At 64.2% G+C, this 13926-nt stretch carries 14 protein-coding genes; 11 read left to right on the top strand and 3 right to left on the bottom strand.

What is annotated here, in order from left to right:
• Positions 1–33: 33 nt before the first annotated feature.
• Genes ABE485_RS04530 through ABE485_RS04520 form a run of 3 tightly spaced genes read left to right on the top strand, consistent with a single transcriptional unit; the run spans position 34 to position 4115 of the window.
• Complete coding sequence (locus ABE485_RS04530; protein WP_346513782.1) at positions 34–1605, top strand: ABC transporter substrate-binding protein; 1572 nt, start codon at positions 34–36, stop codon at positions 1603–1605.
• 3 nt (positions 1606–1608) lie between these two features.
• Positions 1609–2925 carry an acyl-CoA thioester hydrolase/BAAT C-terminal domain-containing protein gene (locus ABE485_RS04525; RefSeq protein ID WP_346513781.1) on the top strand — a complete coding sequence of 439 codons (1317 nt, stop codon included), beginning with the start codon at positions 1609–1611 and terminating at the stop codon, positions 2923–2925.
• A 20-nt stretch (positions 2926–2945) separates the two neighbouring features.
• A complete protein-coding gene (locus ABE485_RS04520) occupies positions 2946–4115 on the top strand; it encodes a CMD domain protein (RefSeq protein ID WP_346513779.1) in 1170 nt (389 codons plus the stop codon).
• 55 nt (positions 4116–4170) lie between these two features.
• Here the strand turns inward: ABE485_RS04520 and ABE485_RS04515 are convergent, their stop codons facing one another.
• The gene (locus ABE485_RS04515) at positions 4171–5070 is read right to left on the bottom strand and encodes a LysR family transcriptional regulator (RefSeq protein WP_346513777.1); all 900 of its coding nucleotides are present in this window, start codon (positions 5068–5070) and stop codon (positions 4171–4173) included.
• Between the two features lie 109 nt (positions 5071–5179).
• Between ABE485_RS04515 and ABE485_RS04510 the strand changes: the two genes are divergently transcribed.
• From ABE485_RS04510 to ABE485_RS04480, 7 genes are all read left to right on the top strand, one after another.
• Positions 5180–6172, top strand: coding sequence for a Bug family tripartite tricarboxylate transporter substrate binding protein (locus ABE485_RS04510; RefSeq protein ID WP_346513775.1), 993 nt, complete (start codon positions 5180–5182; stop codon positions 6170–6172).
• A 40-nt stretch (positions 6173–6212) separates the two neighbouring features.
• Positions 6213–7265, top strand: coding sequence for an Ldh family oxidoreductase (locus ABE485_RS04505; RefSeq protein WP_346513773.1), 1053 nt, complete (start codon positions 6213–6215; stop codon positions 7263–7265).
• 31 nt (positions 7266–7296) lie between these two features.
• Positions 7297–8271, top strand: a complete 975-nt coding sequence (locus ABE485_RS04500) for a Bug family tripartite tricarboxylate transporter substrate binding protein (protein WP_346513772.1) — start codon at positions 7297–7299, stop codon at positions 8269–8271.
• A 4-nt stretch (positions 8272–8275) separates the two neighbouring features.
• Positions 8276–9046 (top strand): MBL fold metallo-hydrolase, encoded by a 771-nt coding sequence (locus ABE485_RS04495; RefSeq protein ID WP_346513771.1) that lies wholly within the window; start codon positions 8276–8278, stop codon positions 9044–9046.
• Between the two features lie 14 nt (positions 9047–9060).
• Positions 9061–9801 carry a transporter substrate-binding domain-containing protein gene (locus ABE485_RS04490; RefSeq protein ID WP_346513770.1) on the top strand — a complete coding sequence of 247 codons (741 nt, stop codon included), beginning with the start codon at positions 9061–9063 and terminating at the stop codon, positions 9799–9801.
• Between the two features lie 99 nt (positions 9802–9900).
• Positions 9901–10764: a class I SAM-dependent methyltransferase gene (locus ABE485_RS04485; RefSeq protein ID WP_346513769.1), complete on the top strand. Its 864-nt coding sequence runs from the start codon at positions 9901–9903 to the stop codon at positions 10762–10764.
• An 87-nt stretch (positions 10765–10851) separates the two neighbouring features.
• Positions 10852–11352 (top strand): hypothetical protein, encoded by a 501-nt coding sequence (locus ABE485_RS04480; protein ID WP_346513767.1) that lies wholly within the window; start codon positions 10852–10854, stop codon positions 11350–11352.
• 92 nt (positions 11353–11444) lie between these two features.
• Here ABE485_RS04480 and ABE485_RS04475 read toward each other — a convergent pair whose 3' ends face one another.
• Both ABE485_RS04475 and ABE485_RS04470 read right to left on the bottom strand, forming a co-directional pair.
• Positions 11445–12566: an FKBP-type peptidyl-prolyl cis-trans isomerase gene (locus tag ABE485_RS04475; protein ID WP_346513766.1), complete on the bottom strand. Its 1122-nt coding sequence runs from the start codon at positions 12564–12566 to the stop codon at positions 11445–11447.
• Entirely contained in the window at positions 12563–12931 is a 369-nt protein-coding gene (locus ABE485_RS04470; protein WP_346513764.1) for a hypothetical protein, read from the bottom strand. Before ABE485_RS04470 ends, ABE485_RS04475 begins: the two co-directional genes overlap by 4 nt.
• A 389-nt stretch (positions 12932–13320) precedes the next feature.
• On the opposite strand from ABE485_RS04470, the gene ABE485_RS04465 reads away from it, so the two are divergent.
• Positions 13321–13875 carry an SMI1/KNR4 family protein gene (locus tag ABE485_RS04465; protein WP_346513762.1) on the top strand — a complete coding sequence of 185 codons (555 nt, stop codon included), beginning with the start codon at positions 13321–13323 and terminating at the stop codon, positions 13873–13875.
• The last annotated feature ends 51 nt before the right edge of the window (positions 13876–13926 follow it).

Raw genomic sequence — 13926 nt, 5'->3', positions numbered from 1 at the left:
CTCCGTTCCCCCCTCTACCAAGGACCCCGGAAAATGAAACGCCTGATTCTCTCGACCCTCACCGCCGCCATTCTGGGCGCCTCGGCCGTCGCCACCGCCGACAACCTGTCGATCGGCTTCGCCGACCCGCTGTCGTCGCTGGACCCGCAGCTGAACAACCACGCCGGCGACCGCTCGGTGGCCCTGCACTTCTGGGACCTGCTGATCGAGAACAAGTGGAACAAGCTGCAGCCCGGCCTGGCCGTGAGCTGGAAGCCGCTGGACAACACCACCTGGGAATTCAAGCTGCGTGAAGGCGTCAAGTGGCAGGACGGCACGCCGTTCACCGCCGACGACCTGATCTACTCCTACACCCGCGCCCGCGGCGTGCCGGGCAGCGTCGCCACCTATGCCGGCTACCTGCGCACCATCGACACGATGACCGCCAAGGACCCGCTGACCCTTATCGTCAAGACCAAGGCCCCCAACCCCGACCTGCCCCTGAACCTGGCGTCGATCCACGTCGTCAGCAAGCACGTGGGTGAAAAGTCCTCGACCGAAGACTACAACTCGGGCAAGGCCATGGTCGGCACCGGCCCCTACAAGTTCGTCTCCTACACCCCCGGCGACCGCGTCCTGATGGAACGCAACGACGCCTACTGGGGCGACAAGCAGATCTGGGAAAAGGTCAACTACCGCTACATCAACAACGCCGCCGCCCGCACCGCCGCCCTCTTGGCCGGCGACGTGGACGTGATCGACAAGGTCTCGGTGTCCGACCTGGCCAAGCTGCAGAAGGCCTCCAACATCTCGGTCTACCCGTACGACGGCCTGCGCGTCATGCTGCTGCAGCCCAGCTTCAACCCCGCGCCCAACCAGTACATCACCGACAACAACGGCAAGCCGCTGGACAAGAACCCGCTCTTGGACGTGCGCGTGCGCCAGGCGCTGAACCTGGCCATCAACCGCAAGGCCATCGCCGACCGCATCCTGCAGGGCGCCGCCACCGAAGCCAACCAGTGGATGCCCAAGGGCACCTTCGGCTACAACCCCGACATCAAGGACATCCCCAACGACGTCGCGCAAGCCAAGAAGCTGCTGGCCGAAGCGGGCTTTCCCGACGGCTTCAAGCTGACCATGCACGTCCCCAACGACCGCTACCCGCAAGGCCCGGAAACGGCCCAGGCCGTGGCGCAGTTCTGGACCCGCGTGGGCGTGAAGACGCAAGTGGAAGTCGTGCCGTGGGCCGTGTACTCGGGCCGCGCCAACAAGAACGAGTTCGCCGTCAGCATGCTGGCGTGGGGCAACGGCACGGGCGAAGCCAGCTACGCGCTGGTCAACATCCTGGCCACCGTCGACGCCAAGAAGGGCCTGGGCGCCTCCAACTGGGGCCATTACACCAACGCAAAGGTCGACGCCGCCCTGGAGCAATCCACCTCGGAATTCGACGTGGCCAAGCGTGAAGCCATCCTGCGCGACTCCGTCAAGATCGTGTCCGACGACGTCGGCATCATCCCGCTGTTCCACTACAAGAACATCTGGGCGACCAAGAAGGGCCTGAAGGTCACGCCGATGACCAGCGACCGCACGGCCGCCATGATGGTCACCAAGGTCTCGGACAAGTAAGCCATGGCGCCGACCCTGACCGTCACCCCCGCGGACGCCCTGATCGACGTCCCGCGTCAGATCCGCGTCGAACACGCCGCACCCGGCGCGACCGTCGAGATCACCGCCCTCACCCGCCGCAACGGCGTGCTCTGGCAAGCCCAGGCCGCCTACACGGCGGGCGAGGACGGCGTCGTCGACCTGACCCGCGACGCGCCCGTCTCGGGCGACTACACCGGCCTGGCCCCCATGGGCCTGATCTGGTCGCAGTCTCCCGTGGACTCGAAGAGCCGCGAGCACTTCAACCACCCGGTGACCGACGCGCTGGTCACCGACGTGGTGGCCCGCGTCGAAGGCGCCGAAACCCGTGCCACGTTCACGCAGCGCCTGGCGTCCGACGGCGTCACGCGCGTCGAGGTCCGCGAGGAAGGCCTGGTCGGCACCCTGTACCTGCCCGCCGGCAGCGCCCCGGGATCGCATCCCGCCGTCATGATCCTCAACGGATCCGGCGGCGGCATCAACGAACCGCGCGCCGCCCTGTACGCCTCGCGCGGCTACGCCGCCTTCGCGCTGGCCTACTTCAAGGCGCCCGGCCTGTCCGACTACATCTCCAACACGCCGCTGGAGTACTTCCAGACCGGCCTGCGCTGGCTGCGCAAGAAGGTAAGCCCCAAGCACGACTTCGTCGCCATCAGCGGCCAGTCGCGCGGCGGCGAACTGGTGCTGCTGCTGGGCGCCACCTTCCCCAAGGAAGTATCGGCCGTCGTCGCCTATGTGCCCGGCGCCGTGGTCCACAGCGGCCAGAACGCCTGCGACCCCAAGATCGGCCGCGAAGGCCCCACGTGGCTGCTGGGCGGCAAGCCCCTGCCCCACGTCTGGGAAAACAACCGCACGGCCACCTGGGCCCCGTTCGATGAAGGCCCCGCGCCCCATCGCCACGAAAAAGCCATCCTCACCGCGCTGCAAGACCCCGACGCCGTCGCCCGCGCCCGCATCCGCGTGGAAGACATCGAAGGCCCGGTCATGCTGCTGTCCGGCACCGACGACGGCTCCTGGCCGTCCAGCCTGTACTCGAAGATGGTGCAGGACAAGCTGAAGGACGTGCAGCACCCGTATCCCGTCCAATGGCTGGATTACGAGAACGGCGGCCACTCCATCCTGTTCCCCTACGTGCCCACCACCCAGCTCGTCTACGCCCACCCCGTGTCCGGCAAGATCAGCACCAGCGGCGGCAACCCCAAGGACAACGCCCGCGCCGACCAGGAATCCTGGGAAGGCGTGAAGACGTTCCTGGACGCGGCGGTAAAGGCCAAGGGCGCGGCGGCGACGCCCGCCAAATGACACCCAAGGAGACCTCCTAAATGGCACAACAACCCATCGTCTACGACGTCGCGAATGACATCGTCGATCAGCTCGTCGGCTTGACGCCCGGTAGCCAGACCTTTGAAGTGCGCCACAAGCGCGACAAGGTCGCCGCCGCCACCCAGGGCAGCTACGACGCCCTCTTCGACCCGGCCCTGCCCGGCCTGTCGCTGGCCGACCGCCTGCTGGTCGCGCTGTACGCCACCCGCATCACCCCGTCGCCGCTGCTGGCTGCCCACTACCGCGCCCGCGCGGTGGAAGCCGGCGCTGCCGCCGCCGACATCGCCGTCGCCGAATCCGGCAAGCCGTCTGATGCCGCCGACCCGCGCCTGGCCGCCGTGCTGGAATACACGCGCAAGCTGATCGAAAAGCCGGTCGAAGGCGACGAAGCCGCCCTGAAGACCCTGCCCGCCGCCGGCGTGTCCACGCCCGCCGTCGTCACGCTGTCGCAGCTGATCGCCTTCCTGTCGTACCAGACGCGCCTGGTCGCCGGCCTGGTCGCGATGAAGGCCGCCGAAGGCCAGGCAGCCGGCTCCGCCGCCGCCGAGGCAACGGCCGTGGTCAATCCCGGCAACACCGAACCTGGCGCCGTCATCAAGGCCCACGGCTTCACCAACGAAGTGCTGGAATGGAAGGCCTGGCTGGATGTCGTCAACGTCGACACCGCCACGCCGGAGCAGATCGCCGTCCTGGAAGAAAGCCACCCCAAGGCCAAGGTGTCGGACTACTACCTGTTCCTGGTCCACCAGCCCGAAATCCTGCGCCAGCGTTCGACGGCCTTCAACGCGATCATGTACGCCCCGGGCGGCATGTCGCGCGCGGAGCGCGAATTGGGCGCCACCGTCGTGTCGCGCGTGAACGGCTGCGTGTACTGCGCATCGGTGCACGCGCAGCGGTTCGAGCAACTGGCCAAGCGCAATGATGTGATTGGCCAGGTGTTCGAGGATCCCATCACCGCTGGCACCACCAGGCGTGAACAGGCCATCGGCAAGTTCTCGATCCAGATCACCGAGGCCCAGGCCGCGGTGAATGCGGACAGCATCCAGGCGCTGAAGGACGTGGGCCTGAACGAAGGCGAGATCCTGGATCTGCTGCATTCGGATGCGATCTTTGCCTGGGCGAATCGCTTGATGCTGAATCTGGGCGAACCGGTTTTCCCGAAGGCTTGACGCCGGCGCTCCTGCACCGCAAATAGCCCCGAAGCAGGCCGCTCAATGCGGCCTGTTATTTTTGGCGCGCCCCCACCCGTTGCGCCAGCAAATCGTAGAACAGGCTGGCCACGGGATTCAGCGCCTTGCCGCGCGGATGGATCAGGCCAATGGTGCGGCTGATGGACGGCTCGCGCAGGGAGACGCTGACCAGGGTGCCGTGGTCGTCGTCCGGCATCGCAAGGCGGGGAACGACGCCTACGCCCAGTCCCGCCTCCACCATGCTGACCAAGGCGGGCACGTGCTGCACCTCGCAGAAATGGCGCGGCCGGCTGCTGCTATGCACCAGTGCCTGATCCATCAGGAAACGGTTGCCGCTGCCCTGCGCCAGCGTAATGTAGGGATGATCCTCCAGATCGGCCCAACGGACCCATTTCCGGCGGGCCAACGGATGCTTGCGACTGACCGCCGCCACGAACGGCTCTTCCAGCAACGGCTTGAACTCGATCTCCACATCGTTCGTGCCGATGTAGGTCAATCCAAAATCCGCGTCCCCGCGCGCCACGGCCGTCAGCACCAGCGATGACGACTCGTCGATGATGCGAATCCGGATACGCGGATACTGCGCGTGATATTCGCGGATCACGTCCGGCAGGAAGTACGCCACCGCCGACGGCACGCAGGCGATTGTCACCATGCCTGACAGGCGCTCGGCAACGTCGCGAATGCCGACCAGCGCGCTCTCCAATTCGTTCAGCACGCTGCGCGCACGCGGCACGAAGCCGCGCCCGATCGTCGTCAATTCAACTTTCCGGGTCGTGCGCGTCATGAGCTGCACGCCCAGCGCCGCCTCCAGCTTGTCCACGCGGCGGGACAGCGCCGACTGCGACAGATGCAGAACCTCCGACGCAGCGCGAAAGCTGCCCATATCGGCAACGGCCAGGAAGGCGCGCAGGTCGGCCAGATCGAAATTCATGCGTTTTCATCAATAATTAAGCTAATTTTTGCACTTTACTCGATATCTGGTGCCGGGCACGATGTCTCCCAGCCGCAGCCAATAGCGGCCTTGACCCGGAGACATGCCCATGAAGCCCCTACGGAGAGCCTGCCTGCGCCGCGCGCTGGCCCTCGCCACCCTGCCCCTGCTGTTTTCAGCCTTGCCGCCGGCCCATGCCGACACGTGGCCGCAGCGTCCCATCCGCCTGCTCGTGCCCTATGGCCCCGGCGGCAGTTCCGACGTCGTGGCCCGCGCCGTGGCTGTGGAAATGTCACGCGATCTGGGCCAACAGGTCATCGTCGAAAACAAGGGCGGCGGCCAGGGCACCATCGCCACGATGGAGGCCGCCCGCGCGCGGCCCGACGGCTACACGCTGATTCTTGGTCATGTCGGGACGCTGGCGGTGAACCCCGCCATGATGCCGAAGCTGGCCTATGACCCGCGCAGCGACTTCGCCCCCATCATCCTGCTGGCCAAACTGCCCATGGTGTTCGCCGTGGGCGAGAAAGTGCCGGCCGCCACCCTGCCGGAATTCGTGGCGTTGGCGCGCGACAAGCCCGGTGTCCTGAACTACGGGTCGGCCGGCAACGGCAGCGCCGGCCACCTGGCCTTCGAAATGCTGAAGACCGCCACCGCGATCGACGTCGTGCACGTTCCGTACAAGGGCACCGGCGCGCAGGTCACCGATCTGCTGGCGGGCAACATCGATGCCGCCGCGGCGGGCATTCCCGGCCTGCTGCCGCACGCGCAGGCCGGCAAGATCAAGATCATCGCGGTCGGCTCCGAGCACCGGCTTTCCATCCTGCCGGACGTGCCCACGGTGGCCGAACAGGGCTTCCCCGGCTTCGAAAGCTCGCAATGGTTCGGCCTGCTGGCGCCCGCCGGCACCCCTGCCGAGGCAGTGTCGCGGCTTCGCGCCGCCGCCGAGCAGGCACTCAAGAGCGATTCGGTGCGCCAGCGCCTGGCGCATGACGCCAGCGAGGTGTCCGGCGCCGGCCCCGAGGAATTCGCTGCCTTCATCGACGCGGAGGAGCGGCGCTGGAGCAAGGTCGTCAAGAGCGCGCGTCTTTCCGTCGAATGATCCCGATTTCCCCTCTTTATTCAATCAAGGATTCTTGAACATGGCTGTCACCACGGGCTCTAAAGCCGTCATCCCCGAAATCGAACTGCGCGAACTTGGCGTGCGCGCATTCGAAAGCCTGGGCCTGCCGCGCCAGGATGCGACCGATGTGGTCGAGGTCCTGGTGCTGGCCGATCTGTTCGGCCTGTCCACCCATGGACTGTCGCGCATCGAGTCCTATGGCGAACGCCTTGAGGTGCGCGGAATCAATCCTGAAGCCCGGATCCGCGTCGACAGTCCAGCCCCCGCCCTGCGCCTGGTTGACGGCGACAATGGCGTCGGCCCGCTGGTGGGCATGCATGCGCTGCGCGCGGCCATGCAGGCCGCCAGCGAGTGCGGCGTGGGCGTGGCATTCGCACGGGGAAGCAACCACTTCGGACCGATCTCGCCTTATGGCCTGATCGCCGCCGAAGCCGGCTACGCCAGCATCATCGGCAGCAACGCCACGACCACCATCGCCCCGTGGGGCGGCACCGATGCGCGCTTGGGCAACAGTCCCATCGGATTCGCGGTCCCCAATCCAACGGGAAATCACTTCCTGCTTGACATGGCCATGAGCGTCGTGGCCCGCGCCAAGATCCGAAATGCGTTGAAGGCCGGACAACCCATCCCCGACACCTGGGCAACCGACGCCCAAGGCCTGCCCACCTCCGATCCTGGAAAGGCCCTGGACGGATTCCTCCTGCCGATCGGCGGCCACAAGGGATATGGGCTGGCGCTCATGGTGGACCTGTTCGCAGGCCTGCTGTCCAACGCCGCCTATCTCACCCACGTCAAATCCTGGGTGGATGCGCCGGATCAGCCTCAGAACCTGGGCCACTTCTTCCTGCTGATCGACACCAGGCGCCTCGGCTCGACGCAATGGCTGGCCGAACGCATGAACGACTTCGCCGCCATCCTGCACGACAGCCCGCCCGCGGATTCCGAACGCCCCGTCATCCAGCCAGGTGAAATCGAGCTTGCCAAACTGGCGCACCAACGGGCGCACGGGATCGGCATCGACGCGGAGGTGTTGGCGCTGCTGCGCCGTCATGCCGGCCAGGAACAGGGCTAGGCCAGCGGCCTTCCAAAAGGAGACAGACCCCATGAAAGGCTTCGCAACGCTCACGCTTGGGCTGTTGTCCGCGGTATCAGCAGGCGCGGCGCACGCCGCGTCCGACTATCCCGCCCAACCCATCAGGATGATCGTGCCCTACGTGGCGGGCGGCGCCGCCGACATCACGGCGCGTGTCGTGGCCGCAAACATGGCCAGGACGTTGAAGGGCACCATCGTCGTCGAAAACAAGCCGGGCGCCAACGGCATGATCGGCACCGACTTCGTCGCCAAGGCCGCGCCCGACGGCTACACCCTGCTGCTGGACGCCAGCGGCCCCCTGGTGGTGAACCCGTCGCTGTACAAGAAAACGCCCTATGACCCGCTGAAAGCATTCGCGCCCATCAGTCAGATCACCAGCTATCAGTATGCGCTGGTCGTGCCGGAACAATCACCGATTCGCAGCGTCGACGACCTGATCGTCGCCGCCCGGGAAAAGCCCGGCGCAATAACCTACGGATCGGCGGGCCTGGGCGCTGGCGGGCATCTGGCCGGCGATCTGCTCGCGATCCAGACCGGCACCGAACTCACGCATATCCCCTACAAGGGCAACGCCCAGGCCCTGACCGACGTGCTGGGCGGCCAGCTTGCGTTCACGTTCGACACCACCGTCACCGCCACCCCGCACATCCAATCCGGCAGGCTGCGTGCCTACGCCGTCACCGGCCCGCGCCGGGCGTCCAGCCTCCCCGACATTCCTACCCTGCAGGAACTGGGCTACAAGGATTTTGTCGTCACCCAATTCCAGGGACTACTTGCGCCGGCCGGCACGGACCCGGTCATCATCGCGAAGCTGCACGATGCCGTGGTGAAATCCGTGCAGGACCCCGACGTGGTGCGCAAGCTGGCCACCGAAGGCGGCAACGAAATCGTCGCGGGCACCCCCGAGGAATTTGCCCGCCAGCTTCGCGACGACCTGCAGCGCTATCGCAAGCTGATCACCGACGCCAACATCAAAGCGGAGTGACACCGTGTACCAGATTGATATCCTGATCCAGGGCTATCCCGGCCGCGCAGTCTGCCATGGCGGCCTGGGTTGGAGCACCAGCACCCTGCTGCGCTCGGCCGAACACAAGATCCTGGTCGACGTAGGCGCATTCGGCATACGCCACCAACTCGCCCGGCATCTGGACGCCTGCGGCGTCGCGCCGGACGACATCACCGACGTCGTGCTCACGCACGCCCACTACGACCACGCGGTCAACTTCACCCTGTTTCCCAACGCCACCGTCTGGATCGGCGACCAGGAACTGCAATGGGCCGCGGCTCAGCCACCCGGATTCAATCCGCTGCCCGAACTCTATGTGAAAGAGCTCAATCATCTGCCACGCGTGCGCCGGATCGGCGACGGCGACGAATTCCTGCCGGCAATCACCGCGATCGCCTCGCCCGGCCACACGCCGGGCCACCTGCTGTTCTACGTGGATGACCCGCGCCAGGCCGTCCTGTTCACGGGCGACGCCGCCAAGAACCGCGCGGAACTGGTCTCGGGCCATGTCGTGGATACCGCCGACGCCACCGCCAGCCACGCCAGCCTGGAACGCATCTGGCAATGGTGGCGCAAGCGCGAAGGCACACTGCTCATTCCCGGCCACGACCTGGGCATGAAGCTCGATGAGCATGGCGCGCCGGTGTACGTGGGCGAACGCCGCGCCGCCATCAACGCCTGGTTCGGCGACAACCTGCAACCCCGGCAGATCGATCTCTGCTGCCCGGCAACGCCCGGCTCCTACCAACTCTGACCCGCATCATCGACATGACCGCCATCGACCCCAAGACCATCCAGGCCATCGCCCCCACCGGCGTGCTGCGCGCCACCATTAACTTGGGCAACCCCATCCTCGCCTGCCGGAACAGTACCGGCGCGCCTGCCGGCGTCTCCGTCGACCTGGCCCGCGCCTTCGCCGACAGGCTGGCCCTGCCCTTGGAACTTATCGTCCTGGACAGCGCCGGCAAAGCCGTCGACACCGTCAGCCAGGACGCCGCCGACTTCGGCTTCTTCGCCATCGACCCCAAGCGCGCCACCAGCATCACCTTCACCGACGCCTATGTGTTGATAGAAGGCGCGTACCTGGTGCGCAACGACTCGCTCCTGCGCGACATCCAGGAAGTCGACGACGCGCGCCATCGCGTCACCGTCGGCAAAGGTAGCGCCTACGACCTGTACCTCACGCGAGAACTCAAGCGCGCCACCATCACCCGCGCCGACACCTCGCCCACCGTCGTCGACACATTCCTGAAAGAAGGCACCGAAGTCGCCGCCGGCGTGCGCCAGCAACTCGAAGCCGACGCCAAGCGACATGAAGGCCTGCGCCTGCTGCCCGGCAGCTTCATGACCATCCGCCAGGCCATGGGCCTGCCAAGCAGCCGTGGCACGGCCGCCGCCCGGGTGCTGACGGAATTCGTGGAAGACATGAAACGCAGCGGCTTCGTCGCCCTGGCCCTGGCCCGCCACGGCATCGAAGGCGCCGCCGTCGCCCCGCCGTCGGCGTCATAGCGCGAGGTAGGCCCAGGCGGTAACCACGGCATTTTCGGTAAACTGACGCTTTCCGCCTCCCCTTGCGCCCCGCCCCACGCGGGGCGCATTGCCTTACCCATGTCCGAAAAAACCCACGACATCCGCCCCGGCCAGTCAATCGAACTGCTCAAGGCCCTGCACATCCTGACCCGCGACGGCAAGATGAACCAGGACAGCCGGCGCAAGCTGAAGCAGGTCTACCACCTGTTCCAGTTCATCGAGCCGCTGCTCAAGGACGTTCAGCAGCAGCGCGGCGCCGTCACCCTGGCCGACCACGGCGCGGGCAAGTCGTATCTGGGGTTCATCCTGTATGACCTGTTCTTCAAGGAACAGCCAGAGGCGCTGAAAAACGGCTCCCACATCTACGGCATCGAAACCCGCGAAGAACTGGTGAAGTCGTCAGAAGAACTGGCCAAGCGGCTGGGGTTTGGCGGGATGTCGTTCCTGAACCTGTCGGTGGCCGAGTCCATCACCTCGGACAAACTGCCCGCGTCCATCGACGTCGTCACCGCCCTGCATGCCTGCAACACCGCCACCGACGACGCGATTCATTTTGCGCTGGAGAAGCAGGCCAAGTACATCGTGGTGGTGCCTTGCTGCCAGGCCGAAGTGGCGTCGGTGTTGAGAAAGAATAAGGCGAAGGCCTTGGCGGATCCGTTGGCGGAAATCTGGCGGCATCCCCTGCATACGCGGGAGTTTGGAAGCCAGATCACCAACGTGCTGCGCTGCTTGCAGCTCGAAGCCCACGGGTATCAAGTCAGCGTGACTGAACTGGTCGGATGGGAGCATTCGATGAAGAATGAGCTGATCATTGCGCAGTACAAAAACCTGCCGACCAGGAAGCCCACGGAGCGGTTGACGGAGATGCTCGAGCGGATTGGGCTGCAGGAATTGAAGGACCGGTTTTTTGTGCGGGAAGCGGCGAAAGAAATTTCCGCGTGAGCAGGGATGCCGTCCCTCAGGCCCTCGACCGGCGCCGCTCGCATAGATTCTCTGGTGCAGGCCTTTCCTGCCCGAATTCGGGCAGACGTGAACAGCGTCGTTGCGCTGATTCGGCCCAGCTTCAACCATGATCAGGGAACGCCGGTTAGTGTGCAGGGCGAACTGGTCATCATCCCGTATCGAATCCAACAGGATTTCAATCCCACGCTTCCTTTGACCGACGCCCAGGCGCTCATCCACGCATGCGTGCTTTCTCGGCACCATGATGGACGCGTACGCGAGCGTCAGGTCGAACGCCTGACGCGGGCACAGGCACCATGGGTTGCGCCGTTCGTTGCGCAGTTATGCGGCGAATACGTTGTGGAAATTCTTCACGCCGTTGAGCGCAATTCGGGATTGATGAATCGGGAAATCTACGGTGAGTTCTTCTCCCGCAATTCCACGTATATGGCTTTGATCCGGCAGCGAATGATCAGCTACTGGAACTGCTACTACCGCGGGCAGCACAGGAACTATGTGGGGTTCAGGTTATTTGAGCTGTTTCGGGAGTGGCAGGCCTCTTACCCCAAGATTGGCGCCAAGTCCTGACGAGATTCCGCCTCTGAGGTTGCCTCACGAATTGCCCGGAAACGCTCTCGACAGTCCCGGCCACCAGTGCATGGCAGACGCAGCAAGCGCTTCTACTTGACGCCGGCAACCTTGAGCGTAATAACCACGACCATCCCCGGTGGTATCGCACCCGCATCTGCCTGGTCTCCCGCCATGAGTTCGGACGGGACATGGAACCTGGCGGAACCGCCCAACCCCAGTTGGGTCACCACGGTCTGGAACGCTGGCGGCAAATCCGGAACCTTCACGCCGGTTGGCACGCCGGGACTAATCACGTCTCCCGTCCCAAGCTTTTCTTCGACTTCAAGCAGAATGTCGCTTTGCGCAGTGACAAACGGCGCCTTCCCCTTCGTCAGAATTCGATAAACGCTCCCGTCGGGCATCTTGACCGCGCCCTTTTCTTTCAAGGCCTCGGCCAGCAGCGTCTTGCTCACTTTCTGGTTGTTCGAGAGCATCGCGGAGTCCAGTTGCTTCTCGACACCGGCAAGCTCGGCTGCGAGCTTATCCTGGGGTATCTGCATGGCGTTGTTCAGCTTGTCGTTGAATCCCTGCGCGAAAGCCTGCACATCCAGCGTCTTGTCGATGGAACGAAGCTTGCGGGTTTCGTAAGTGGCGCTGTCCCCATACCATGCGCCCAGGGCGTAACTGATCCGAACATCCTTGGAGGCTTTGGCGTCGATGATCCGCTTGGCGGCGCCCGAGGCGTCACTGCGTTCACGACCTGCGGGCGGGAGATTCTGTTTTTCCTTCAATTGCTCATTGACCGCATGAAGATCGGCCAGCGCCCTATCTTGGTCTTTCCCTTGCTGGGCAAGCTGCCGGTTCTGCGCCTGTAATTCGGCAATCTGTTGCTGCAGTCCCGCTGCGTCCCCGTTTGACGCACCTGCGTCTTGGGCTGAAGCCGCGCCAGTATTGAGATTCTGGTTCGCGTTTGCCTTCAAAACTGCGAGTTCCGCCTCGGCCTCCTGCTTCTGCCCCAGCGCTTCCTTCAGTTGCAGCTTCAGTTCGTCGAGTTGCCGGGCAGACGGCGATGCGGCGGGCGAAACGACGGGACTAGGAGAAGCAACGTTCGAACCGTCGCCGATGATGGACTCTTCCGCCAGTCTTTCCAAAAGGCTGGTTGGAGCCGAATTCGCATTCCCGGCAGCTAGCACTAACGCACAGCAAAGCGCGGTACTGATGGGCTTGCTCATAGCTGGTCCTGCAGGGCTTGTGCACGCTGCATCATGTTGACGTAAATGGCATTGTTGATGCGAAAACAAACCAGCGAAAGCACCCTGTCAATCTCGGTCTGCATTACCTCGGCCGCCTTGCCATCAATTGCGGTGGCGTTCGACTTGTAGAGATTGTGGTTCTTGTTGATGGCATCCAGCTGCGCTTTGTAGGTTTCATAGGCGCTTGGATTCAAATTCTTCAGCGCGGCAAATTCCTGATAGCACTGTTGGTTCTTATCCACCGCCTCGGCATCTTTGCCGGCCAGAGCGGGAGGACGCGTCGTGCAGCCCGAAAGGAACATCGCAGCGGATAGCATCGCGGCGCCAACAGGAAAAAGTTTCATACGTTTGCAATCCACAGGATAGATACCAAATCGCCCGCCGGATTCGAGGAGGGCAAATCGCAAACTGCAAATCCACAATGTTGGCCACATCGGTTTTGGAGCAGTCGCATCGAATTGATGGACAGGATTGGACTACGGCAGACAAAGCCCTGCATATAGGAAAATTTCTATTCTTTTCCAGGACCAGTCCTATTTGTCTTGTCGCCTCGAGGAACGCGTCTGAGCCGCGAGTCGAGCCTTTTCCGCGCTAAATCGGCACATCCGCGCCCCGCTTCCCGGCGCAGCCAACCGCACAGATAACGCTTCCGCCCAAGAATTATTAGAAGGCGCAAAGTGGTAGCCTTGGCACCTTTTCGCATGCAATTCTGAACAGTGAAGGGCAACAGGCAATGAATTTCTCCGACTACCTTGTCCGGCTCCGTGCGGTCTACGAAGCGCGAGCGTTCGAGCCAGGCCTAAACGCGGGTGCCACGAGCGCGGTGGTGGAAGCGGTAGAGGCGCAACTCGGCTTCCCTATCGCTGCGGAAGTCAGGCAGGCTTGGCTTCTTGCCAATGGAGGCAACAGCGATGCGCCGGTATTCATGCGGCCAGGCTTTTTGACCGGCTATGAATTTCTATCGCTGGAAGAGGCAACGACCGAACGGGCGCATATGGCCAGACGAGCCCCGCGATATGCCGGCTTCGATGAGCCGGCGTCGACCGATGCGCGCATCAGGGAAGGCTGGTTTCACCCGGGCTGGCTGCCCTTTGCCAGCTTTGGCGCGGGAACGCTGCTGCTGATGGTAGACCACACGCCGGGTGAGGCCGGCACGCCGGGACAGATCATCGCGTTTACCCATGACCCGGACCAGATCACTTGGGTCGCACCGGACTTTGCCGCGCTGCTGATGGGCTCGATCGTCGAGATCGAGGCCGACCCGGAGGAATTTCTGGGAGAGTATTGATCCGGGGGAGCATTGCGGTTCCGTCACATCGGGCCGCAACTCCGCCGTTCC

This window comes from Achromobacter spanius (genome assembly GCF_039673305.1).
GTDB classification, from domain to species: Bacteria; Pseudomonadota; Gammaproteobacteria; order Burkholderiales; family Burkholderiaceae_B; genus Achromobacter; species Achromobacter spanius_F.
The sequence above is the reverse complement of the archived record's forward strand: the minus strand, read 5'-3'. Positions and strand labels throughout refer to the sequence as shown.